Raw genomic sequence first — 22306 nt, forward strand, 5'->3', positions numbered from 1 at the left:
AGCATGCTGAAAACCGCCCTTATCATTCTGACCCTCAGCGCCAGTGGCCAGACCCATTTTGCCCTTATGGAAACGGACACGGCACAGGACTGCCACGCCGCTGCTGAAACGATCAGTGCGATCTTACAGGACACAGATATCCGGATCACTGCCATGCGCTGTGGCCAGACCGCACTGACCCTGACAGGCTTCGAACATGGTCACGCCGAGGAAGATATGCGCTGGCTTTACCGCGTGACGATCCATGGCGACGCGCTGAATGACGGGTTTACGGCCGAGCTTATGACCGATGGAACATGCAATGCGATTGAGCGGCAGACCTATTGCGCGATCTCTGCGCAGCACCCAGTGACGCAATAAGCATCCAAGACCCCACAGGGGAAACAACGGGGCGGCATGGTTGGCCGCCCCGATTTCGTTCAGAACTTAGCTCGCAGGTGTGCTCAGCGCGTCCAGCAGCGTGCCCAGATTGTGCTGGAACATCGCCAGATAGCTGGTCGCCGGGCCACCACGCTCGGACAGCGCATCCGAGAACAAGCGCCCCCCGATCTCGATACCCGTTTCGTCTGAGATCTGCTGAACCAGCGCAGGGCTGGTGATGTTTTCAACGAACAACGCCGCCACGCCTTCGCCCTTCAGCTGGTCGATCAGTACCGCCAGTTCCTGGGCCGAGGGCTCGGCCTCGGTGTCGATACCAACGGGCGCCAGGAAGGTCAGGCCGTAGGCATCCGCCAGATAGCCGAACGCGTCATGCGCGGTGACAACTGTGCGGCGATCTGCCGGCAGATCGGCCAGTTTGGTTTTGGTCTCGGCGTCCAGAGCTTCAAGCTGCGCAATGTAAGCATCCGCGTTGGCGGTGATCTCATCAGCGTGTTCGGGCATGGCCGCTTTCATCGCATCCGCCACGTTGGTCACGTAGATCACGCCATTGGTCAACGCGTTCCAGGCATGGGGATCGATTTCGCCGTCCACCTTCACAGGAGTGATACCATCGGTGGCGACATGCACGGTGGCCTCGGTCCCGGATTCCGAGATCAGCGTGTCGGACCAGGTTTCAAATCCCAAACCGTTGACAAAGATGATGTCCGCCTGGGCGACGGCCTTGGCGTCGGCAACCGACGGCTGATAGACATGCGCGTCGGCATCGGGGCCAACGATGGTTGTCACCGTGGCCAGATCGCCTACGACCTCTTCGACCATATCGCCCAGAATTGAAAAGCTGGCGACGATCTGGATGTCTTCGTCAGCAGCTGCAGCCGGAAATGCGGCCAGAGCAAAGGACGCCGAGGCAATACCGGCGTAGAGGGATTTAATAAGAGTCATTTTGCTCTCTCTTCCTGTTGAATTTGCGCAAGGGGGACGCTCTTTGAAACGGACGATTTGCGCAGCCGTCCGCCAAACCCAAGGGGGCCGAAAATGGCCGAGATCAGAAAGAACACACCCGCCACCAGCACAATGGCCGGGCCCGAGGGCGTGTTTGGAAACAGGTAGGACAGGCTAAGCCCGATCCAGCAGCTGGACAGGGCAAAGACAAAGCCCAAAACCAGCTGCGCCGTGATTGTGCTGGCCCAATAGCGCGCCGCCGTTGCAGGCAGGATCATCAGACCGACAGCCATCAACGTACCCAGCGTCTTGAACGCGGCCAGCAGGTTCAAAACCAGCAGCAGCATGAAACCTTGATCCACCAGCCACGGCCAGCGTGTTTGGGTTTCGAAATAGACCGGGTCGCATGTGCTCACGATCAGCGGGCGCAGAAGAAAGGCAAACGCCACCAGCGTTACAGTCGCAACCCCGCCCACCAGCAACATCGAGGCATCGTCAATCCCAAGGATCGAGCCGAAGAGAAAGCTTTTCAGCGGCACCGCAGACCCGGCCGCCGACAAGATAAAGATCCCCACCGCCAACGCGATCAGATAGAGAGATGCAAGGCTGGCATCGCTGCGCAGGATGGTTCTGCGCGCCAGAAACGCGGTCAGAATGGCAACGCCTACGCCCGCAATCAGCCCACCGACCAATAGCGACATGACCGACAGGCCCGCCGTGACAAAGCCGATAACGATGCCGGGCGTAATCGCATGGGCCATCGCCTCACCCGCCAGCGACAAGCGGCGCAGAACAAGGAACGCCCCCACCGGCGCGACCGAGGCCGACAGAACCGTTGTCGCCACAAAAGCGCGGCGCATGAACGCAAAGCTCCACATTTCGGCGAAAAGATCAAACATATGCGCTCTCCGATGCGGGGGAGTTGTTGCGGAACATCCATGAGGCCTGGCTTTCCGACATATAGCCCTGTGCAACCAGCCGATGTGGGGTCAGCACTTCATTGACCGACCCGTGCGTTGCCTCTTGTCCGCCCAGCAACAGGGCATGGCTGCAATGATCCAGAACCGAGGACAGATCATGCACGACCAACACCACTGCACGGCCTTCGTCGCGCCAACGGCGGATGATCTTCAAAAGATGCTCCTCGGTGGATTGGTCGACGGCGGCAAAGGGTTCGTCCAGCAGGATCAACGGGGCGTCCTGCATGATGACCCGCGCAAACAGCGCTCGCTGCAATTGGCCACCCGACAGCATATGCAGGGGGCGGTCCGCGATATCGAGAACACCGGCCTCATCCAAGGCGGCGGTCATCCGATCCCGCGCCGCGCTGTCCAGTCCGGACCGAAATCCAAACCCGCGCCACGCACCCATCGCGGCCAGATCCCGCACGCGTATGGGAAACCGCCGGTCGAATTCGGTCATCTGCGCCAGATAGCCAATTTCGCGCGGGCGTCCCTGCGGCCAGTGCAGACTGCCGGAAAGAGGGTCCATCAGGCCCAGCATCATTTTGACAAACGTACTCTTGCCAGAGCCATTGGCGCCCAGCACCGCAAGGGTGGTTCCGGCCTCAATATCCATCGAGAGGCGGCGAAACAGCGTCAGATCACTATATCCAAGCGTCAGGTCGCGCAGTTGCAGAACAGTTGTCATCAGATCACCGCGTAGATCGATAGCCACAACAGCGCCGACAGTGCCAATGCACCCGCAACCTGCGCTATCACACTATATTCAGTCAGGCACCGGCCCCACTTGGTCATGGCGCGCCTGATCATTGATGCGCACTCCAAGCAACGGCGCGCATAGGAAGGTCCACAGGAAAGGCGTCTACCCCGTGTGTCCCACCATATGGGACAGGAGATTTTTGTACTGACATAGGCCTCGGCTCCTCCGATTGGTCGGGGGGCAAGCAAGGACACGTCTTTTTACGGCATGGACCGTTTGAAACACTGTCTACTCCCTCTGGGACACCCCGCCCAGCTACGTTAAAATCGGATGGCAGGTCTCCTGACTTGCGGGTCAACGCTGTCCCGATCCTTCCCAGGCTTTGGCCCAGTGGACGATCTCGGGTCGCTTACCGCCTACAGTTGCGGGGGCAGTTACGGATTTGGCATGAAAAGCGCCGCACCGTATTCCCTTTTATCCCGTCCCGCAGATCGCGGTCAGGGAACCATCACGGCGACAAAACACAAACGGGGTTGATTCGACAAGAGATCACACTAGGACTTCACCATTTTGTGGCTGGGGCACGTTTTGTGCGAAAAAGAAATTTATCGGACCTTCACCCTATATATTGACAAGAAGTGGCAACCAAACTCTATATACAGTTGCTTCGGTTCTTTCGATTCCTGTCGAAAGCTAAGAGGGAAACCGGTGAAAAACCGGCGCTGCCCCCGCAACTGTAAGCGGATCGTTCGGCTGGACACGCCACTGAAAGCGTGCTTTTGGGAAGGCCAGTCCGAACCACGATCCGCAAGCCAGGAGACCTGCCGGGCGCAAATGATAACCACGAACGGAGGGTTCGGGGGCGTGTTCTGGGGCATTTTCCCCGCAGCGTCCTCGACTTTGATTAAAGGACAGAGGACGACATGAGCATTACCGTATATTCCAAACCCGCCTGCGTACAATGCACCGCAACCACCCGCGCGCTGGATGCAAAGGGCGTCGCCTATGATGTGGTCGATCTGACTCAGGACGATAGCGCCATGACCCACGTGACCGAGCTGGGCTATCGTCAGGCCCCCGTTGTGGTCGCTGGCAGCGCACATTGGTCGGGCTTTCGCCCCGACATGATCGCCCAGCTGGCCTGATCCATGACCGCGCCGATCCCGGCGCTGGTCTATTTCTCATCGAAATCCGGAAACACCCACCGCTTTGTGACGCGGCTGGGGCTGACCTCTTTCCGCATTCCGACCGGGATGGACCCGCTGCCTGACCCCAAAGGCCCCTATGTTCTGATCTGCCCGACCTATGCCGATGGCGAGGGGCGCGGGGCGGTTCCGAAACAGGTGATCCGGTTTCTGAACGACCCGGCCCGCCGCGCCGGGATCATCGGGGTGATCGGCGCTGGAAATCGCAACTTTGGTGCGACCTACGCCATGTCCGGTCGCATCATCGCCCAGAAATGCAACGTTCCGCTGCTCTATTCCTTCGAGCTGGCCGGCACTGACACCGACATCGCCCGCGTCCGCGCCGGGCTTGAAAAACTAGGGAGACACCAATGCTCGACAGCAGCGTAAATGAGCAGGACTATCACGCGCTGAACGCGATGCTGAACCTTTACGATGGTGAGGGGAAGATCAGGTTCGACGCAGACCGCATGGCCGCGCGGCAGTATTTCCTGCAGCATGTGAACCAGAACACCGTGTTCTTCCACTCGCTGGATGAAAAGCTGGGCTATCTGGTGTCCGAAGGCTATTACGAAGCGGCCGTTCTGGACCAGTATTCCAAGAACTTCATGCGTCAGATCTGGGATTCGGCCTATGCCAAGAAATTCCGGTTTCCGACCTTTCTGGGCGCGTTCAAGTATTACACCTCGTACACTCTGAAAACCCGCGACGGGCAACGGTATCTTGAGCGGTACGAAGACCGCGTTGTGATGACCGCACTGGCACTGGCGCGCGGGGATGAGGCGCTGGCCCTGTCCTTCATGGAGGAAATTCTGGATGGCCGGTTCCAACCCGCCACGCCAACCTTCCTGAACGCGGGCAAGGCGTCACGTGGTGAGCTGATCTCGTGCTTTCTGCTGCGGTTGGAAGACAACATGGAAAGCATCGGGCGCGGCATCAACTCGGCCCTGCAACTGTCCAAGCGCGGCGGCGGTGTGGCGCTGCTGCTGACCAATATCCGCGAGCATGGCGCACCGATCAAGGGGATCGAAAACCAGTCCTCGGGCGTGATCCCTGTGATGAAACTGTTGGAGGATAGCTTTTCCTACGCCAACCAACTGGGCGCGCGGCAAGGGGCTGGGGCCGTGTATATGAACGCGCACCACCCCGATATCATGCGGTTCCTCGACACCAAGCGCGAAAACGCGGATGAGAAAATCCGTATCAAGACCCTCAGCCTTGGCGTGGTCATCCCCGACATCACCTTTGAACTGGCGAAAAAGAACGCCGATATGTACCTGTTCTCACCGCATGACGTGGAAAAGGTCTATGGCGTGCCCTTCTCGGAAATCTCGGTCACCGAGAAATATCACGAGATGGTGGATGACAAACGCATCCGCAAATCCAAGGTCAACGCGCGCGAGTTCTTTCAGACCATTGCCGAGATTCAGTTCGAATCCGGCTATCCCTATGTGATGTTCGAGGACACGGTGAACCGGATGAACCCAATCGCGGGCCGGATCAACATGTCGAACCTGTGCTCGGAAATCCTGCAGGTGAATGAGGCGTCGGAATTCAATGATGACCTCAGCTATGCGCATCTGGGCACGGACATCTCGTGCAACCTCGGGTCGCTGAACATCGCCAAGACGATGGATGGCGGCGATCTGGGCCGCACTGTTGGCGCTGCGATCCGCGCACTGACGGCAGTGTCTGAGATGTCGGCGATTGACTCGGTCCCCTCCGTGCGTCGTGGCAATGATGAAAGCCACGCGATTGGTCTGGGGCAGATGAACCTGCACGGGTTTCTGGCGCGCGAACATATCCACTATGGCTCACCCGAAGGGGTTGAGTTCACCTCGGTCTATTTCGCCAGCGTGGCCTATCACGCGATCCGCACCTCTTGCGATCTGGCCAAGGAACGCAAAACGTCATTCAAGGGGTTTGAGGACTCCGACTATGCATCGGGCACATTCTTCGACAAATACACCACCCGCGATTGGCTGCCCGAAAACGACCGCGTAAAAGCGCTGTTTGATGGCATGACCCTGCCCACGCGTGATGACTGGGCGGCGCTGAAGGCCGATGTGATGAGGCACGGCCTCTATAACCGCAACCTTCAGGCGGTGCCGCCAACAGGGTCGATCAGCTATATCAACAACTCGACCTCTTCGATCCACCCGATCGTCTCCAAGATCGAAATCCGCAAAGAAGGCAAGATAGGCCGCGTTTATTACCCGGCAGCCTTCATGGACAACGACAACCTCGAATACTACCGCGATGCCTATGAGATCGGCCCCGAGGCCCTGATCGACACATACGCGGCGGCCACCGAACATGTGGATCAGGGCCTGTCGCTAACCCTGTTCTTCCCGGCCGAGGCCACGACCCGCGACATCAACCGCACGCAGATCTACGCGTGGAAGAAGGGCATCAAAACCATCTATTACGTGCGTCTGCGCCAAGAGGCCCTCGAAGGGACCGAGGTGCAGGGCTGCGTGTCCTGCAGTTTGTAAGGGGAACGAAAATGAAAGACATGATTCAAACCAAGATCCCCCGCGCGATCAACTGGAACCGTTTGGACGACGACAAAGACCTTGAGGTCTGGAACCGTCTGACCGTCAATTTCTGGCTGCCCGAAAAAGTGCCGCTGTCCAACGACATCCAAAGCTGGGCCACGCTGACCGACCATGAAAAGCAGCTGACCATCCGCGTTTTCACCGGCCTGACACTGCTGGACACGATCCAGAACACAGTCGGGGCCCCTGCCCTGATGCCGGACGCTGTGACCCCGCATGAAGAAGCCGTTCTGACCAACATCGCCTTTATGGAGGCGGTGCATGCACGCAGCTATTCCTCGATCTTTTCGACACTGTGTTCGACCAAAGAGATTGATGAGGCGTTCCGTTGGTCCGAGGAAAACCCGCATCTGCAGGCCAAGGCCGAGGCCATCCTGAACACCTATGCGCCAGGCAACGACCCGCTGAAACGCAAGATCGCGTCGGTGTTTTTGGAAAGTTTCCTTTTCTATTCCGGCTTTTATCTGCCGATGTACTGGTCCAGCCGCGCCAAGCTGACCAACACCGCCGACCTGATCCGCCTGATCATTCGCGATGAGGCCGTGCATGGGTACTACATTGGCTACAAGTTCCAGCGCGGCTACGAGAAACTGTCCGAGGCTGAACAACAGGAGCTGAAAGACTATGCCTTTGGCCTGATGTTCGAGCTTTATGGTATCGAAAACCAGTATACCGAAGAGCTCTATGACGAAATCGGCCTGACCGAGGACGTGAAGGTCTTCCTGCACTACAATGCCAACAAAGCGCTGCAAAACCTAGGGTTCGAGGCCCTGTTCCCGCCCGAGGTTTCCGAGGTCAACCCGGCCATTCTGGCTGCGCTCAGCCCCGACAGCGAAAACCACGACTTCTTCTCGGGATCGGGGTCGTCCTATGTCATCGGCAAAGCCGTGGCGACCGAAGACGAAGACTGGGATTTCTGAAACAAAAAAGGGGAAACGCGAAACCGACGCTTCCCCTTTTCATCACCAGATCGGCTGCATTCAGAAATATCGCAGCCAAATATAGACGTTCGCAATCATCAACGTCAGGATCATGATCGGAAAGGCGACCTTGGCGAAGGCGATGAAGCCGATGGGTTGCTTGGCTTTCTCGGCAAAGGCCGCAACGGTCAGGTTGGCGCTTGCGCCCAGCAGCGTCCCGTTGCCGCCCAGACATGCGCCCAGAGCCAGCGACCACCACAACGGCTCAATCGCGTCTTCGCCGCCAAAGGTATCCGCAGTGGATTCGATCAGCGGGATCATCGTCGCCACAAACGGGATGTTGTCCAGGATCGCCGACAGAATGCCCGACGCCCAAAAGATGAAGAACGCCGTCCACATCATGTCACCCTGAGTCAACTCCAACACCTTCTCGCCAAAGAAGGCCAGCAGGCCGACATGTTCGACGCCCGCCACGATGACAAACAAACCGCCAAAGAAGAAGATCGTGATCCATTCGACCTCACCGAAGATATGGTGAACGGATTCGGATTGTTCCTCGCCGCTTTGATGCCCGTAAGCCAACAGCATCAGCAGCGCAGCGCCGGCCAGCGCCGATGTTCCCGGCTGAATCCCGTGGCTGTGGCCCAACGTAAAGCCCAGCAGGACAAGCGCCAGAACCGACAGGGACTTGATCATAAGCAGCACGTCGGTGACGGCCTCTTTTTCATTGAAACCCATGATCCGCTGGCTGGCCGATTCAGGGATGCTGGACAATTCCTTGCGGTTCATCAGATAGATAATGCCCGTCAGCACAACCAGACAGATGGCCGAAATGGGCGCGAGGTTCACGACGAAATCGTTAAAGCTCAAACCCGCAGCCGATCCGATGATGATATTGGGCGGATCGCCGATCAGTGTGGCCGTGCCGCCCACGTTTGAGGCCAGAATCTCGGCAATAAAGAACGGATAAACCCGCGTCTCAAGTGCCTCGGTGATCAGCAGGGTGATCGGTGCGATCAGCAATACGGTTGTTACGTTATCCAACAGGGCCGAAAAGACCGCCGTGATCAGCGTCAGCATGATCAGAATGCCCGTCGGATTGGCTTTGACCGTCTTGGCCGCCTTGATCGCCACATATTGGAACAGGCCACATTTACTGGTGATACCCACAATCACCATCATGCCGATCAGCAAAGCCAGCGTGTTGGAATCCACCCCTGCGATGGCCTGTTCCTGATTTATGATGCCAAACAGGACCATCAGCGACGCCCCCATCATGGCCAGTATGGCACGGTTGATCTTTTCCGTGATCAACACCGCATAGACCAAGATCAAAATGCCGGTTGCGACCCAAATGGGTTCAACACCCAACAGGTGAGGAACAGAGAGCGTTGCCTCTCCGTGTGACGTCGAATGAGCTGCCAATGTACTTGTCCGGTTCGTGGGGAGTTAGCTGAGTGCGCGATCCAAGAGCGAGTTTGCGCTGACGGTCCCGACGAATTTGTTTGTGTCGGGCTCAACAAGGATCACGTGCCTTTTGAATTTATAGATCAGGAAGATACCTTCCATCACCGGCGTGTCGGGCGCGGCGATCGGAATGTTTGACGGCCTCGACATGTTGTCGCGCACTTTTTCGGTTTTCAGCCGTTCCAGCTGGGTCTCGAAATCGCTGTGCGTCAGGCTCATGAAACTCAGCGAGTCGATTGCAACGCGCGAGGCTTCGTCGTTCAGGCCAATTGTGGCCGCCTTCGGCAGGATGAGTTTTAGCAATGTGGGTGCCGTAAACACACCGACATAGGTTCCGTCCTTGTCCACAACCGGCAAAAACCGTGCCCGGCTGCCGCGAATGATGTTGAAGGCAGTCGCGATGCTTTCGTCCGGCAGAATAGTCTGCTGAGTTTCCGTCGGGACCATTACATCAAAGCAGGTCAGGCCCATGGATGTCCTCTTTGTTTTGTATTTCGACCGGGCTCGGGCGTCGTGGCAAATCGGCGGGGACGCGGGCACCGAATCGAAGTTTCTTGGTTGCGGCGTTCATTTCACCCTCGTCCCGGTTTGGCCACCCCGACGGGCAGCAAATTCCGCAGATAGTGCTGTTTTCGGGCTGGATTGGTAACAACCCGAGGTCGGAAAGCTCCCGAACCGTGCTGACGAGAAAAATTCTTCTGTACACAATTTGTATTTTTTGCAATAAGCGCCGAAACACACCGCTCATCCACCGATGGCAGAACGCGACTCCAGGCAGATGCAACCACAAGGAATTTTCAAACGATGAAGGATGTCTCGCGTGACCGGAAGCGTCTGCTTTATGAGCACATCAAAGTGTCTGTGATGACATTGGCGCTGCATCCTGGCGCGGATTTGGATGAGGCGACGTTGTCGGATGAGTTTGATCTGTCCCGGACACCGTTGCGAGAAGTGTTTCGTCAGCTGGCGGGCGAAGGGTATCTTGAGCTGCGCGAGAACCGCGGCGCGCGGGTATCGGGAATGTCCTACACGACGTTGCGCGATTTCTTTTTGGCGGCGCCGATGATTTACGGGGCGATTTTGCGGCTGGCAGCGGTGAATGCAAAGCCGGATCAGATCGCACGTTTGAAAGCTGCACAAAAGGCGTTCAAGGCAGCCAACGCGGGTGCGGATCGGGCGATGGCCAACAATCTGTTTCACGAAATCACCGGCGATATGGCCGATAACATCTATCTGCTGCCGTCGTTCAAGCGGCTGCTGATCGACCATGCCCGCATCGGCATGACCTTCTATCGGCCAAAGGATGCGACCATGGCCGACAACCTGTCCCAGGCCAGCGATCAGCATGACGCCATGATCGCCGCCATCGAGGCGGGCGATGAGGCAGCTGCCGCGCAGCTGGCCATCGATCACTGGAATCTGTCTCGCGACCAGATCGAGCTGTTCGTCACACCCGAAGGGTTGGACGTTCCGCTGGGATCGATGGCGCGGAAAACCCCTGCATGAGGATGTAAATGACACCCCTGTTCAAATTTGAAGGGATCTACACGCCGGTCGTGACCCCTTATCACGAGGATGGCAGCGTCAATTGGGACGCGCTGTCGGATGTGATCGAATATCTCATCGAAAACGGTGTGCACGGCCTGATCTCGGGCGGGTCCACCGGCGAGAACTATGCCCAGACCGTGGCCGAGCGTCTTGAGGTGGCCAAATTCACCCACACGCAGATGAAAGGCCGCCTGCCTTTGGTCGTCGGAACCGGCGCGATGATGACGCCCGATTCCATTGCCCTGGCCGCAGGCGCGCGTGAGATTGGCGCGGATTCGATCCTGCTGGCCAGCCCGGCCTATTCGGTGCCCACCGACCGGGAAAACGCGCTGAATGCGCTGGCCATCGACAAGGCCGCCGATCTGCCAGTGATGCTGTACAACTATCCGCACCGCACCGGCACCATGATGGGTGAAGAATTCCTGGACCGTGTGGGCCGCAGCCGCAACTTCTGCGGCATCAAGGAAAGCTCGGGCGACATCAACCGGGTGCACCTGCTGGCGCGCGACTATCCGCATATCCAGCTGGGCTGCGGCATGGACGATCAGGCACTGGAATTCTTTGCCTGGGGCGCGCCGTTCTGGGTCTGTGGCGGATCGAACTTCCTGCCTGCGGAACATGTGGCGCTGTACAATGCCTGCGTGGTCGAAGGGAACTTTGACAAAGGCCGCCGCATCATGTCGGCCATGCTGCCCTTGATGCATGTGCTGGAACAAGGAGGCAAGTTCATCCAGACCATCAAGCATGGCGTCACCATGAACGGCATCGACGCGGGCACCATGCGCCCGCCGCTGAAGGGTCTGAACAAGGATGACAAGCGCGCGCTGGAACAGGTCACGCGCGTGTTGAAACGCAAAATCGCCGACATTGTGGCGGAGGGATAAAGCATGAGCTTGCTGACACAGGACGAATACAAATCCATCGCCGCAGGTCTGGACCTGCCCACCGGTGCTTTCATCGACGGCAGCTTCCGCCCGGCAATCTCGGGCAAGACCTTCACCACGACCAACCCGGCCACCGGCGAGACTCTGGCCGAGATCGCCGCATGTGGCGCGGAAGATGTGGATTTTGCGGTCGAAAAGGCGCGCGATGCCTTTGACGATGGCCGCTGGTCGAAACTGCACCCGTCCGAGCGCAAGGACGTGCTGATCCGGCTGTGCAAACTGATGACCCGCAATGCGCGGGAATTGGCGGTGATGGAAAGCATCGACAGTGGCAAGACCATCTACGATTGCGAAACCGTGGATGTGCCCGAGACGATCCATTGCCTGAAATGGCATGCCGAGGCGATCGACAAGATTTACGATCAGGTCTCGCCCGCGTCCGACGATCACATTGCCATGGTCGTGCGCGAACCCATCGGCGTGGTGGGTCTGGTGCTGCCGTGGAACTTCCCTCTGTTGATGTTGGCGTGGAAAATCGGCCCGGCACTGGCGGCGGGCTGTTCGCTGGTGATCAAACCGGCGGCGGAAACCACCCTGACCGCGCTGCGCGTGGCGGAACTGGCGATGGAGGCCGGTGTGCCTGCCGGTGTTCTCAACATCGTGCCCGGCGGCGGTGCCGAAGTGGGCGAACCCATCGGTCGTCACATGGATGTCGACATGGTCTCCTTCACCGGTTCGACCGTGACCGGCAAGCGCTTCCTGACCTATTCGGCGGAAAGCAACGCCAAAGAAGTGGTGCTTGAAATGGGTGGCAAGAACCCCGCCATCGTGATGGATGATGCAGAAAACCTGGACCGCGTGGCCCAGCATCTGGTCAACGGGGCGTTCTGGAACATGGGCGAAAACTGCTCAGCCTCGTCCCGTCTGATCGTGCACAAAAACGTCAAAGCCGAGCTGCTGGAGCGTATCGCGCATCACGCCAAGCAGTGGAACATCGGCGACCCGCTGGACCCGGAAACCCGCATGGGCGCGCTGGTGTCCGAGGGGCACTATACCAAGGTTTGCGGATATCTGGATCAGGCTGAAAACGTGCTGATCGGCGGCACCGCCAAGGACGGCTTTGTCGAGGCCACCGTGGTCGAGGTTGCAGATAACAATGCCGTGCTGGCCCGCGAAGAGATCTTTGGCCCGGTTCTGTCGGCGATCGAAGTCTCGGGCTTTGACGAGGCGATCGCGGTTGCAAATGACACCGAATACGGTCTGTGCGCGTCGATCTTCACCGCCAATGCCAAACGCGCCATTCGTGGGGCTCGCGCCCTGCGGGCCGGGACCGTCACGGTCAATAGCTTTGGCGAGGGTGATATCACGACCCCGTTCGGCGGGTACAAACAGTCGGGCTTTGGCGGTCGCGACAACTCCGTCCACGCCCATGATCAATACACCCAGCTGAAAACCATCTGGATCGATCTGGCCGATGATGCCGATGAGGCTGTGAGTTGACGCAATACACTGCAAAATCCCTGCCGGTCCAACGCGGACCGGCAGCCTGGAACGCCATTCTGGGCGATCAGCCCCCGGCCCAGGTGCTGGATGGCGATCAGCGTGCCGATTTCGTCATCGTGGGCGGCGGGTTCGCAGGTCTGACAGCCGCGCGCCGTATTCTGCAACTGGAGCCGCAAGCCAAGGTTGCGGTGATCGAAGCCGCCCGCATTGCCGAGGGCGCGGCGGGGCGTAACTCGGGCTTCATGATCGACCTGCCCCATGATCTGGCCTCGGACGATTATTCCGGCGGCGGCGATGATCGCAAGATGATCGACCTGAACCGCCATGCCATCAGCTTTGCCCGCACGGCGGTCGAAGAATATCAGATCGACCCGAACTATTTCGACCAAAGCGGCAAGGTCAACGGCGCGGTCAGCGACGCGGCTGAGGCGCACAACAAAAGCTACGCGCAGCATCTTACCTCTCTCGGAGAGACCAGTCAGGCGCTGGACGCCCAGCAGATGTATGAGCTGACCGGCTCACGCCACTACTCTTCGGGGCTTTATACCTCGGGCACGGTGATCCTGCAGCCGGCGGGCTATATCCGTGGGCTGGCTGGCGGGCTGTCCGGGCAAGGGGTAAGCATCTTTGAAAACAGCCCCGTCACCAGTTTTGCCCGCACGGGTCAGGATTGGCGGGTGCAGACGGGTAAGGGCAGCGTCACCGCGCCCAAGGTGATCCTGACGGTCAATGGCCATCTGGAAAGCTTTGGCATTGAGCGCAATCACTTGATGCAGTTGTTCCTGTTTGCCGTGATGACCCCGGAACTGGACGCGGATACCCTGAAAAAGCTGGGCGGCCAGCCCCGCTGGGGCGTCACCCCGTCTGATCCCATGGGCACCACCATGCGCCGGATCGATACCGGTCAGGGCGGCAACCGCATCATCACCCGCACCTGCGCCGCGCTGCGCCCCGGCATGGCCGCGACCGCCCGCGACCTGGAGCGCGCCTCAAAGGTGATGCAGCGTAAATTCGACCAGCGCTTTCCGCAGCTGGCGGGCCTGCAGATGCAATACCAATGGGCTGGCCACCTATGCCTGAGCCTCAACGGTGTCTCGGTCACGCGGGAGGTTGACACCGGCGTGTTTTCGGCCTGCGTCCAGAACGGATTGGGCACGGCTCGCGGCACCCTCACCGGCATCGCCGCCGCCGAGCTTGCCTGCGGTCACAGCTCAGACATCTCAAAACACTTCAGCACCGAAGCCAAGCCGAAAAAGCTCCCGCCTCAACCCTTCCGAGAGATCGGCGCAAATGCCGTCCTAAGACACAAGGAATGGAAAGCACGACAGGAATAAGACCGGGGGGGGGTAGGCCCTCAGGTCTTCTGACGGGTCTGCCATCCAACCACGCTGAAGCAGGCAAAGACCACAGCGGCGACACAGACAATCGACGGACCGGCAGGCGTATCCAGGACATACGCCCCGCGCAACCCGGCCACAGCTGAGAACGCGCCGATTGCGGCAGCAATCAAAGCCATCGATTCAGGCGAACGGGCAAGGCTGCGCGCTGCGGCTGCCGGGATGATCAGCATGGCAGCGATCAACAGAACCCCGACCACTTTGATCGCAACCGCCACAGTGATGGCGAGAGACAGCGTCAGGATCATCTGCTCGCGCTTGGGATCAAAACCGCTGGCATAGGCCAGCTCTTCGTTCAGGGTTGCTGTCAAAAGCTGCGACCAGCGCCAGGCGATCAGCGCCACAACCAGCGCCGCGCCACCCCAGATCACGACCAGATCCGAGCGCGATACCGCCAGAATATCACCGAACAGGTAAGCCATCAGATCGATGCGTACCCCGGACAGGAACGACACCGCCACCAAGCCAAATGCAAGTGCCGAATGCGCCATCACCCCCAACAGCGTATCCATCGCGTAACCCCGGCCAGACAAGACCGTGACGGTCAGCGCCATCGCCATTGCAACGGCCAGCGCGCCGGTAAAGACAGACAGTTGAAAGGTCAGTGACAAGGCAACACCAAGGATCGCGGCATGGGCCGTCGCATCGCCGAAATAGGCCATCCGCCGCCATACGACAAAACATCCAAGAGGGGCCGCAGCAAAGGCAACGCCAACACCCGCAAGCGTTGCGCGGGTCATAAAGTCATCCAGCATTATTCTGCAGCTTCCTGAGAGTGGTCACAGTGGTCATGATTGTGGTCGTGATCATGACGATACAACGCCAGCGCGCCACCCGTGCCGGTTCCGAACAGCGCCCGGTATTCCGGGGCCGAGGCCACAACCGCCGGAGAGCCCTGACAACAGACATGCCCGTTCAGGCAGACCACGCGGTCCGATGCACTCATGACCACGTGCAATTCGTGGCTGATCATCAGAATGGCGCACCCGGTTTCGTGCCGGACCTCTTCGATCTGACGATAGAACGCGGCTGAACCCGGCTGGTCGAGACCCTGCGTGGCCTCATCCAGCAACAGAACATGCGGCTGGTCGATCAGCGCCCGGGCCAGCAAGACCCGTTGAAACTGCCCGCCCGACAATTGCGACATCTGGCGCTTGAGCAAATCCGGCACACCCGCCTTTTCCAACGCACCCAAACATTGCTGCCGCGATACCTGGCTGGTCAGCCGCATGAACCGTTCAACTGAAATCGGAAGGGTCGGATCAATGTGCAGTTTCTGCGGGACATAGCCAATCTTCAGCCCCGCCTGCAGGGTGACCCGCCCGGCACAGGGTTTGGTCGCACCGATGATCGAGCGCAACAGGCTTGTCTTACCCGATCCGTTCGGACCCACAATCGTCACGATCTCACCGGGTTCGATCGTCATATCCACATTGCGCAAAACCGTGTTGGCGCCATAGCGCACGCTCAGGTTTTCGACAGAGATCAGAGACATTGTTATGCCTTTTCGGTGCAATCGGGGCAGATTCCCTCGGCTTCTACAACCGTTCTCTCAATCTCGAAACCCGCAGCGCGCGCAGCGGCCCCCAAAACCCCTTTGGCCGGGGTGGATTGCGCCTCGGCCACCGCGTCGCATTTTCTGCAAATCATGAAAGCCGGCGAATGCGCTGTGCCAGGGTGCGCACAGGCGATAAAGGCATTCAGCCGCTCGATCTTGTGGGCAAACCCGTTCTGCACCAGAAAATCCAGCGCGCGATAGGCCACGGGCGGTTGCGAGCCGAACCCCTCATCGCGCAACCGATCCAGAATTGCATAAGCGCCCAAAGCGCGGTGTTCTTGCAACAGCATCTCAAGCACTTCGCGGCGGACCGGGGTCAGGCGCAGCCCCTCGGCTTTGCACCGGGCTTCGGCCGCGGCCAGGCCTGACGCGACGCAATTGCCGTGGTCGTGCTCCTGAAACCCGACCGGAACCGTTTCATCGACCACAGAAGGTTGCGTATCACTTGTCATGTTATTCCATATCATGTATGCCCCGAGTAACGTTATACAATCACAATGAGGGCCTGATGTCCAGAAAGCTCCTACCCCTATCAATCACGGCTGCATTACTGGGCGGAACGGCCCTGGCAGAGGCCCCGAACGTGGCCGTTGACATCGCGCCTGTGCATTCGCTGGTTGCCCGTGTCATGGAAGGTGTTGGCACACCTGACCTGATCATTCCCGCAGGCGCCTCGCCTCATGAATACAACCTGCGCCCGTCCGAGGCATCTGCCCTGCAAGAGGCCGATGTGGTGTTCTGGATCGGCGAAGACCTGACCCCCTGGATGGGCGGTGCGATTGATACGCTTGCTGATGGGGCGACGGTCACACCCCTGTTGGACGCAGATGGGACGACCCTGCTGGAGTTCCGTGAAAACGCGCTGTTTGAGGCCCACGATCACGAGGACCACGATGATCATGAAAAGCACGATCACGGCGACGAACACGCCGATGACGATGGCCATGATCATAAGGATGAGCACGATCATGATGACGAACATGCGCATGATGATCACGGCCACGACGATGAACACGACCACGATGACGCGCATGATCACGAAGATCACGCAGAGGCGAAGGATCACGACGAGCACGATCACGAAGATCACGCCGACCATGATGGGCATGACGACCACCACGACCACGCACATGGCGACCACGATCCGCATGCCTGGCTCTCGCCTGCAAATGCCGAAGTGTGGCTGAACGTCATCGCAGCACAGCTATCCGCCGCTGACCCTGACAATGCCGGTACCTATTTCGCGAACGCCTCTGCCGCGCGCGAAGAAATGGATGCCCTCTCTGCAGAAGTCTCTGCAACTCTGGAACCTGTTCGTGGCAGCAGCTTTATCGTGTTTCACGATGCCTATCAGTATTTCGAAGAGGCATTTGACCTTCCCGCCTCAGGGGCGATCTCGCTCAGCGATGCAACCGACCCAAGCCCGGCCCGCATCTCTGAAATTCAGGGACGTATTCAGGACGAAGGCATCGATTGCGTAATGACCGAGCCTCAGTTTAACCCCGGTGTTGTCGCGACCGTTCTGGAAGGCACCGATGCCAAAACAGGCGTAATTGATCCGCTGGGCTCTGACCTTAAACCCGGTACAGCGCTTTACCCGCAGCTGATCCGCAATATGGCGAACACGCTGGCTGAATGCCTGTAACATCCACCCCGGTCGGCGGTTTCGCGGCGACCGGGCACCCCACTGCCGGGATAAGAGCGCAAGCATGAGACGCAATCTAGGCCAGACCAAACTGCGCAGACGGCGGCGGCGCGAGGATCCGATGCGCGACTATGACCGCCTGCCGCCGGTCTTGCGCGAATGGGTCGCCCAGGCCGCGCTGCCCTGGCGTCCGCGTTCGGTTCTAAGGGCCTATAAAAGCGCTTTGGCCCGGACCGGCGATCAACAGCATGCGCTGGACGAGTTGCGCCGCCTCGAAGCGGTGCAGCTGGCAAAAGACCGCCCTCATCAAATCGTCGCCTAGAAATTGACCGGGGTCTCATCTCCAGCCCCGATGTCGCATAGTCCTGCACGTGCGCGGGATGGCACGACGACATGCGAGCTTTCCGAAAGGGTGACGCTGTTTGAATCTGTTAAGTCGCAAATCCAAAGGGCCAAGTGTTTCTTTTCCTCTTAGAACGTACACTAAAGGAAACACGCGGTCTCAAGGAAACCGACATGAGCGACTTCGAATCTCAGCGCGACGCATCAATTGACGCAACCCGAAACGGTGCCCCGCAGCGCACAGTAAATCCCTTCTTTGGTGTGGGCCCCATCACGGATGTCATCAAAGACGAAGTGGATGGTCGCCAAAACCGTTTTGAGTTCGACCGCTGGCTGGAACGGACCTATCGCAAGCTGGACGACAAGGGCAACGATCTGGGCCCGTTCACCACGGCCGAGATCGGCCGCTCGATGCATCGCGGCTATCCGGCGGATGCGATCCTGCTGGACATGATGCACCACATCCATCGCTATTTCGGCTTCCCCAAGGCGAACCCGATGGCCGTGGGTCTGGGGGGCGGTCACAGCGGCTTTACCGTTGCGATCATGCACCTGATGAACCCCAATCTGGACGGCCAGAAACTGTTCGTCGACACGCCCAAACCGGAATCCGATGACGCCAAGGCCGGTGGGTTTTTCCGCCAAAGCTGGGGCACGCAAATCCTTGAGCTGCAGCAATTCGCCGCCAATGGCAACGCAGACAAGGTGATCTTCGCAGGTGCTGAAGGCGCGATCCCCTCTGCGGACGCGCTTGAGGCGATGGGCGTGACGCTGTTCGTGGGCGTTGGTCACGAGACCACCGGCGCCACCACTTATACCGAGGAAGAGGTAAAGTCGCTGCTGGACTGGCTGGATCGCGACCCGCAGAACCGCCATGCGATGATCGACGCGACCTCGATGCTGGGCGCAATGCCTTGGAGCCAGCCGGTCGTTGAGGCGTTCATGACCAAATGCTGCATCTTTACCCCGTTCCAGAAGGCGATCGGCGGTGTTTCGGGCTATTTCCTGGCGTCGTTCACCCCGGCGGCGATGCAGCTGATCGAAGACAACCAGAAAAACCCGGCCTGGGCGATTGCACGCCAGCTGAAACTGGTGGTGCCGACGGATGCCAAGAAACCGCTGACCGGTGAGAAAACCGTGGGCCTCGGCCCGTTCTACGATGCCGGTGCCAACAAGATGACCGGTGGCGTGATCAACACCTTCTCGTCGCTGGCCTTTGCCGAAACCACCTATTGCCTGCTGCGGGTTGAACGCCTGATCGGCTCGGTCGAGGTGATGAACCAGAGGTCGGCCACCAACCGAAAACGCCTGGATGACTGGCTGGCCGAGCAGGATCTGCTGGTGGCGGGCGTGTCCAACGCGGACAAGCGCGGCGCGGCGGTGACCCTGCTGGCGGTGAATGATCCGGGTATCACCGACCCCGATCTGCACGCGCGCATCATCGCACGCTCGAAACAGTTGCTAGGGTATGAGGGCTTGACCCATCCCAATGGCGATTACGAACCCGGCCTGGACGCCGCGCGCTATGTCAACGCCTTCCCCGGCACGCCGGGCGACTATCGCGCCTGGATCGGCGGCATTCGCGAAACCAGCGACATTGACCTGCTGCTTGAGAATATCTCATACGCCTATCACCGCGCCAAGATCGTTGTGCTTGAGGAAGAACTGGCCGCCCAAGGCACCACGTTCGACCCCAGCACCGTGGCGGATGCCAACGCTCGTCAGGACGACCCGAACCGCGCCTACCGCATTCTGGTCGCCGATCTGGTGGGTCTGAAGTTCGGAGCGGATGGTCAACCCGACCCGTCCGAGGTCAAAGCCTATGTGGAATCGCAGGGCGCGACCTTTACGCTGGGCGGCTGGGACGGCTCGGACTTGCCCGCCGGGCAGCATTTCTTCTACCTGCCCGATCTGTCGACGCATGAGGAACTGACCGAAGCCTGCTGCGGCAACCAGTATGACGCGGTGATCGCGGCAGCGACCTTCTTCCCCGAGAACGCCACCTTCCCCGAAGGCGGTGTGCGGATCGGCGCGGGCACCGGCAACATGGCCTGCGCTTGCTGGGGCGGTGGTGACGGCACCGGCGGGGCTGCTCCGCTGATGAACACGCCCAGCTTCAACAGCCGCGCAACAGCACAAACAGCGATGAAAGCCTTGCTGCGTGTTCTGCCCGATCTGGACGTTCAGGAAATGCATGACCGCGTGGTCAAAGGCGACTTTGACACCGGCAAGCACCTGCGCGACTACCCGACCGAAAAGCTGGAAGGCAAACGGATGGGTGTGATCGGCTATGGCAATATCGGCCGCGAGGTCGCCAAGCTGGGTCAAGCCTTTGGCATGAGCGTTGCGATCTATGCCCGCGAACATCACCGCAAATGGATCGAATCCGAAGGCTTCATCTACGCTGCCACCCCCGAAGAGGCCGCAGCCGGTGCCGACGTTCTGTCGCCCCATACCGGTCTGGGGGCCAAGGGCACGGATGGCACTTTTGCCAATGCCGGCCTGGTCGGTGCCTCGGTTCTGAACGCGCTGAACGATGGCGCGGTTCTGGTCAACTATGACCGGGGCGAGGTCGTGGATGCCGACGCCCTGCACGCGGCAATGGACAGCGGCAAGGTCCGCTATGCCGCCATCGACGCCGACCTGTTCGTGGCCGATGATGGCAGCCTGTTCGGCCCGATGGTCCCCTATCGCCCGCTGATCGACGCCTTCCCCGGCCGTCTGGAGCTGCTGCCCCATGCCGCCGCGGATACCGAGCATACCTCGCGCGTGGAGGGGGCCAAGCAGGCCGTTGATCAGATCCTGTCGGCCATCCGCTACCGCAAGGTGATCAACTGCAAGGGCGACATCCCCGAGGGCTACACCAGCGGCGGTCCGCAGACCGTGCCGGGTGTGGGCAAAGTGTCGGCGGCCAATATCTCAGCCGCCGCATCGGATGCAGAGACGCTGGCACGCCTGCGCGACAATATCGAAACGCTGGCCGCCATCTGGGGTGCCATCGATACAACCCGCGACGCGGCCCGCCGCGCCGAGTTGATCGAACGCCACGGCGAAGCACTGACGCTGGCGTCCAACACCCTGCGCCGCGACTTTGACACGCTGGGTCTGGTCGGCGGTTTCGCCTGATCCAAGGCGTTTCAGCTTAAGATGCGCCCCTGCCAATCGCTGTTGGCGGGGGCCTCTAATTTAGTTGATTTGACAACTATTCCGTTCCGGCGATGATACGCCCATGACAAAACCGCAGCGACCGCCCAAACCCGCCAATATACCCTACCGCCCGGACCCTGACCGCTATGACCGGATGGTCTATCGGCGCTGTGGGCAATCCGGCCTCAAACTGCCCGCCGTCAGCCTTGGGCTGTGGCACAATTTCGGCGGCGATACCCCGCATGAGGTCAAGCGCGCCCTGTGCCGGACCGCGTTTGATCACGGTATCGCGCATTTCGATCTGGCCAATAACTATGGCCCGCCTCCCGGTTCCGCCGAAACCGCCTTTGGAGAAATCCTAAGAACCGATCTGGCCGGGTATCGGGATGAGCTGATCATCTCATCCAAAGCGGGTTACGACATGTGGCCCGGACCTTATGGCGAGTGGGGATCGCGCAAATACCTGATCGCATCCTGTGATCAGTCGCTGGCGCGTATGGGTTTGGATTACGTGGATATCTTCTATTCCCACCGGTTCGATCCCGACACCCCGCTGGAAGAGACGATGGGCGCACTGGATCATATCGTACGGTCGGGCCGTGCGCTGTATGTCGGCATTTCCAGCTATAACTCCAAACGCACGCGCGAAGCGGTGAAAATCCTGAACGAACTGGGCACGCCCTGCCTGATCCATCAGCCCTCTTACAACCTGCTCAACCGCTGGGTCGAACATGACGGGCTGCTGGATACGCTGGATGATCTTGGGGTCGGGTCGATTGCCTTTACACCCTTGGCGCAGGGGATTCTGACGTCCAAATATCTGGGCCAGATCCCCGATGGCAGCCGCGCCACGCAGGGAAAATCCCTGCTGGACGGGATGATAAACGAACGCTCTCTGGCCTCGGTGCGGGCGCTCAACGATATGGCTGCGGCGCGCGGGCAAACCCTGGCTCAGATGGCCCTGGCTTGGGTTTTGCGAGGCGGGCGCGTGACAACCGCCTTGATCGGAGCCTCACGGCCTGAGCAGATCATTGATTGCGCTGGCGTCGTCGACAATCTTGAGTTCACCGAAGACGAGCTTGCCAAAATCGATGAGATCAGCGCCGAAGAAGACATCAACCTGTGGGCGCAGTCTTCGGAAACCGAATGATGCTGATCCCGCAGGTCG

21 protein-coding genes and 2 riboswitches are annotated in these 22306 nt (G+C 59.5%); of the genes, 13 read left to right on the forward strand and 8 right to left on the reverse strand.

Annotation, left to right across the window (positions count from 1 at the left end):
* Positions 1 to 3 precede the first annotated feature (3 nt).
* Entirely contained in the window at positions 4 to 360 is a 357-nt protein-coding gene (locus tag ACR0J5_RS15905; protein ID WP_480655055.1) for a hypothetical protein, read from the forward strand.
* A 66-nt stretch (positions 361 to 426) separates the two neighbouring features.
* On the opposite strand, the gene ACR0J5_RS15910 is transcribed toward ACR0J5_RS15905, so the two are convergent.
* Genes ACR0J5_RS15910 through ACR0J5_RS15920 form a run of 3 tightly spaced genes read right to left on the reverse strand, consistent with a single transcriptional unit; the run spans position 427 to position 2973 of the window.
* Complete coding sequence (locus tag ACR0J5_RS15910; RefSeq protein WP_480655057.1) at positions 427 to 1323, reverse strand: metal ABC transporter solute-binding protein, Zn/Mn family; 897 nt, start codon at positions 1321 to 1323, stop codon at positions 427 to 429.
* Positions 1320 to 2222 carry a metal ABC transporter permease gene (locus ACR0J5_RS15915; protein WP_480655059.1) on the reverse strand — a complete coding sequence of 301 codons (903 nt, stop codon included), beginning with the start codon at positions 2220 to 2222 and terminating at the stop codon, positions 1320 to 1322. Before ACR0J5_RS15915 ends, ACR0J5_RS15910 begins: the two co-directional genes overlap by 4 nt.
* Entirely contained in the window at positions 2215 to 2973 is a 759-nt protein-coding gene (locus ACR0J5_RS15920) for a metal ABC transporter ATP-binding protein (protein WP_480655061.1), read from the reverse strand. The genes ACR0J5_RS15915 and ACR0J5_RS15920 overlap by 8 nt, the downstream gene beginning before the upstream one ends.
* A 327-nt stretch (positions 2974 to 3300) precedes the next feature.
* Positions 3301 to 3510: riboswitch (cobalamin riboswitch) on the reverse strand.
* Positions 3511 to 3636: 126 nt separating this feature from the next.
* A riboswitch (cobalamin riboswitch) is annotated at positions 3637 to 3829 on the forward strand.
* Positions 3830 to 3908: 79 nt separating this feature from the next.
* Here ACR0J5_RS15920 and nrdH point away from each other — a divergent pair.
* From nrdH to nrdF, 4 genes are read left to right on the forward strand one after another with little or no spacing between them, the layout of a single operon-like run.
* Positions 3909 to 4130, forward strand: a complete 222-nt coding sequence (gene nrdH, locus ACR0J5_RS15925) for a glutaredoxin-like protein NrdH (protein WP_480655063.1) — start codon at positions 3909 to 3911, stop codon at positions 4128 to 4130.
* A 15-nt stretch (positions 4131 to 4145) separates the two neighbouring features.
* Positions 4146 to 4559 (forward strand): class Ib ribonucleoside-diphosphate reductase assembly flavoprotein NrdI, encoded by a 414-nt coding sequence (gene nrdI, locus ACR0J5_RS15930; RefSeq protein WP_480655233.1) that lies wholly within the window; start codon positions 4146 to 4148, stop codon positions 4557 to 4559.
* Positions 4541 to 6664 (forward strand): class 1b ribonucleoside-diphosphate reductase subunit alpha, encoded by a 2124-nt coding sequence (gene nrdE, locus ACR0J5_RS15935; protein WP_480655065.1) that lies wholly within the window; start codon positions 4541 to 4543, stop codon positions 6662 to 6664. Before nrdI ends, nrdE begins: the two co-directional genes overlap by 19 nt.
* An 11-nt stretch (positions 6665 to 6675) precedes the next feature.
* Positions 6676 to 7647 (forward strand): class 1b ribonucleoside-diphosphate reductase subunit beta, encoded by a 972-nt coding sequence (gene nrdF, locus ACR0J5_RS15940; RefSeq protein ID WP_480655067.1) that lies wholly within the window; start codon positions 6676 to 6678, stop codon positions 7645 to 7647.
* A gap of 60 nt (positions 7648 to 7707) precedes the next feature.
* Here the strand turns inward: nrdF and ACR0J5_RS15945 are convergent, their stop codons facing one another.
* Positions 7708 to 9072 carry an ArsB/NhaD family transporter gene (locus ACR0J5_RS15945; RefSeq protein ID WP_480655069.1) on the reverse strand — a complete coding sequence of 455 codons (1365 nt, stop codon included), beginning with the start codon at positions 9070 to 9072 and terminating at the stop codon, positions 7708 to 7710.
* A gap of 24 nt (positions 9073 to 9096) precedes the next feature.
* Positions 9097 to 9585: a CBS domain-containing protein gene (locus tag ACR0J5_RS15950; protein WP_480655071.1), complete on the reverse strand. Its 489-nt coding sequence runs from the start codon at positions 9583 to 9585 to the stop codon at positions 9097 to 9099.
* A gap of 333 nt (positions 9586 to 9918) precedes the next feature.
* On the opposite strand from ACR0J5_RS15950, the gene ACR0J5_RS15955 reads away from it, so the two are divergent.
* The 4 genes from ACR0J5_RS15955 to ACR0J5_RS15970 are packed head-to-tail and all read left to right on the forward strand — an operon-like array spanning position 9919 to position 14383.
* Positions 9919 to 10620, forward strand: coding sequence for a GntR family transcriptional regulator (locus ACR0J5_RS15955; protein WP_480655073.1), 702 nt, complete (start codon positions 9919 to 9921; stop codon positions 10618 to 10620).
* 8 nt (positions 10621 to 10628) lie between these two features.
* Entirely contained in the window at positions 10629 to 11546 is a 918-nt protein-coding gene (locus ACR0J5_RS15960; protein ID WP_480655075.1) for a dihydrodipicolinate synthase family protein, read from the forward strand.
* Between the two features lie 3 nt (positions 11547 to 11549).
* Complete coding sequence (locus tag ACR0J5_RS15965) at positions 11550 to 13046, forward strand: aldehyde dehydrogenase (RefSeq protein ID WP_480655077.1); 1497 nt, start codon at positions 11550 to 11552, stop codon at positions 13044 to 13046.
* Positions 13043 to 14383, forward strand: coding sequence for an NAD(P)/FAD-dependent oxidoreductase (locus tag ACR0J5_RS15970; RefSeq protein WP_480655079.1), 1341 nt, complete (start codon positions 13043 to 13045; stop codon positions 14381 to 14383). The genes ACR0J5_RS15965 and ACR0J5_RS15970 overlap by 4 nt, the downstream gene beginning before the upstream one ends.
* Positions 14384 to 14403: 20 nt before the next feature.
* On the opposite strand, the gene ACR0J5_RS15975 is transcribed toward ACR0J5_RS15970, so the two are convergent.
* From ACR0J5_RS15975 to ACR0J5_RS15985, 3 genes are read right to left on the reverse strand one after another with little or no spacing between them, the layout of a single operon-like run.
* Positions 14404 to 15201: a metal ABC transporter permease gene (locus tag ACR0J5_RS15975; protein WP_480655081.1), complete on the reverse strand. Its 798-nt coding sequence runs from the start codon at positions 15199 to 15201 to the stop codon at positions 14404 to 14406.
* Positions 15201 to 15941, reverse strand: a complete 741-nt coding sequence (locus tag ACR0J5_RS15980; protein WP_480655083.1) for a metal ABC transporter ATP-binding protein — start codon at positions 15939 to 15941, stop codon at positions 15201 to 15203. Before ACR0J5_RS15980 ends, ACR0J5_RS15975 begins: the two co-directional genes overlap by 1 nt.
* 2 nt (positions 15942 to 15943) lie before the next feature.
* Entirely contained in the window at positions 15944 to 16456 is a 513-nt protein-coding gene (locus tag ACR0J5_RS15985) for a Fur family transcriptional regulator (protein WP_480655085.1), read from the reverse strand.
* 56 nt (positions 16457 to 16512) lie between these two features.
* Between ACR0J5_RS15985 and ACR0J5_RS15990 the strand changes: the two genes are divergently transcribed.
* From ACR0J5_RS15990 to mgrA, 4 genes are all read left to right on the forward strand, one after another.
* A complete protein-coding gene (locus ACR0J5_RS15990; protein WP_480655087.1) occupies positions 16513 to 17649 on the forward strand; it encodes a zinc ABC transporter substrate-binding protein in 1137 nt (378 codons plus the stop codon).
* Positions 17650 to 17713: 64 nt separating this feature from the next.
* Positions 17714 to 17971 (forward strand): DUF6525 family protein, encoded by a 258-nt coding sequence (locus ACR0J5_RS15995; RefSeq protein WP_480655089.1) that lies wholly within the window; start codon positions 17714 to 17716, stop codon positions 17969 to 17971.
* Between the two features lie 194 nt (positions 17972 to 18165).
* Positions 18166 to 21117 carry an NAD(P)-dependent oxidoreductase gene (locus ACR0J5_RS16000; RefSeq protein ID WP_480655091.1) on the forward strand — a complete coding sequence of 984 codons (2952 nt, stop codon included), beginning with the start codon at positions 18166 to 18168 and terminating at the stop codon, positions 21115 to 21117.
* A 103-nt stretch (positions 21118 to 21220) separates the two neighbouring features.
* Complete coding sequence (gene mgrA / locus ACR0J5_RS16005) at positions 21221 to 22288, forward strand: L-glyceraldehyde 3-phosphate reductase (protein ID WP_480655093.1); 1068 nt, start codon at positions 21221 to 21223, stop codon at positions 22286 to 22288.
* Positions 22289 to 22306 lie beyond the last annotated feature (18 nt).

The sequence above is a fragment of the Ruegeria sp. BE1 genome (genome assembly GCF_056538885.1).

Coding starts and splice junctions, on each gene's coding strand:
- ACR0J5_RS15990 (WP_480655087.1), top strand. CDS start 16,513: ATGTCCAGAAAGCTCCTACCCCTATCAATCACGGCTGCATTACTGGGC.
- ACR0J5_RS15955 (WP_480655073.1), top strand. CDS start 9,919: ATGAAGGATGTCTCGCGTGACCGGAAGCGTCTGCTTTATGAGCACATC.
- nrdE (WP_480655065.1), top strand. CDS start 4,541: ATGCTCGACAGCAGCGTAAATGAGCAGGACTATCACGCGCTGAACGCG.
- ACR0J5_RS15910 (WP_480655057.1), bottom strand. CDS start 1,323: ATGACTCTTATTAAATCCCTCTACGCCGGTATTGCCTCGGCGTCCTTT.
- ACR0J5_RS15905 (WP_480655055.1), top strand. CDS start 4: ATGCTGAAAACCGCCCTTATCATTCTGACCCTCAGCGCCAGTGGCCAG.
- ACR0J5_RS15915 (WP_480655059.1), bottom strand. CDS start 2,222: ATGTTTGATCTTTTCGCCGAAATGTGGAGCTTTGCGTTCATGCGCCGC.
- ACR0J5_RS15965 (WP_480655077.1), top strand. CDS start 11,550: ATGAGCTTGCTGACACAGGACGAATACAAATCCATCGCCGCAGGTCTG.
- mgrA (WP_480655093.1), top strand. CDS start 21,221: ATGACAAAACCGCAGCGACCGCCCAAACCCGCCAATATACCCTACCGC.
- nrdH (WP_480655063.1), top strand. CDS start 3,909: ATGAGCATTACCGTATATTCCAAACCCGCCTGCGTACAATGCACCGCA.
- nrdF (WP_480655067.1), top strand. CDS start 6,676: ATGAAAGACATGATTCAAACCAAGATCCCCCGCGCGATCAACTGGAAC.
- ACR0J5_RS15960 (WP_480655075.1), top strand. CDS start 10,629: ATGACACCCCTGTTCAAATTTGAAGGGATCTACACGCCGGTCGTGACC.
- ACR0J5_RS15975 (WP_480655081.1), bottom strand. CDS start 15,201: ATGCTGGATGACTTTATGACCCGCGCAACGCTTGCGGGTGTTGGCGTT.
- ACR0J5_RS15950 (WP_480655071.1), bottom strand. CDS start 9,585: ATGGGCCTGACCTGCTTTGATGTAATGGTCCCGACGGAAACTCAGCAG.
- ACR0J5_RS16000 (WP_480655091.1), top strand. CDS start 18,166: ATGAGCGACTTCGAATCTCAGCGCGACGCATCAATTGACGCAACCCGA.
- ACR0J5_RS15985 (WP_480655085.1), bottom strand. CDS start 16,456: ATGACAAGTGATACGCAACCTTCTGTGGTCGATGAAACGGTTCCGGTC.
- ACR0J5_RS15920 (WP_480655061.1), bottom strand. CDS start 2,973: ATGACAACTGTTCTGCAACTGCGCGACCTGACGCTTGGATATAGTGAT.
- ACR0J5_RS15980 (WP_480655083.1), bottom strand. CDS start 15,941: ATGTCTCTGATCTCTGTCGAAAACCTGAGCGTGCGCTATGGCGCCAAC.
- ACR0J5_RS15995 (WP_480655089.1), top strand. CDS start 17,714: ATGAGACGCAATCTAGGCCAGACCAAACTGCGCAGACGGCGGCGGCGC.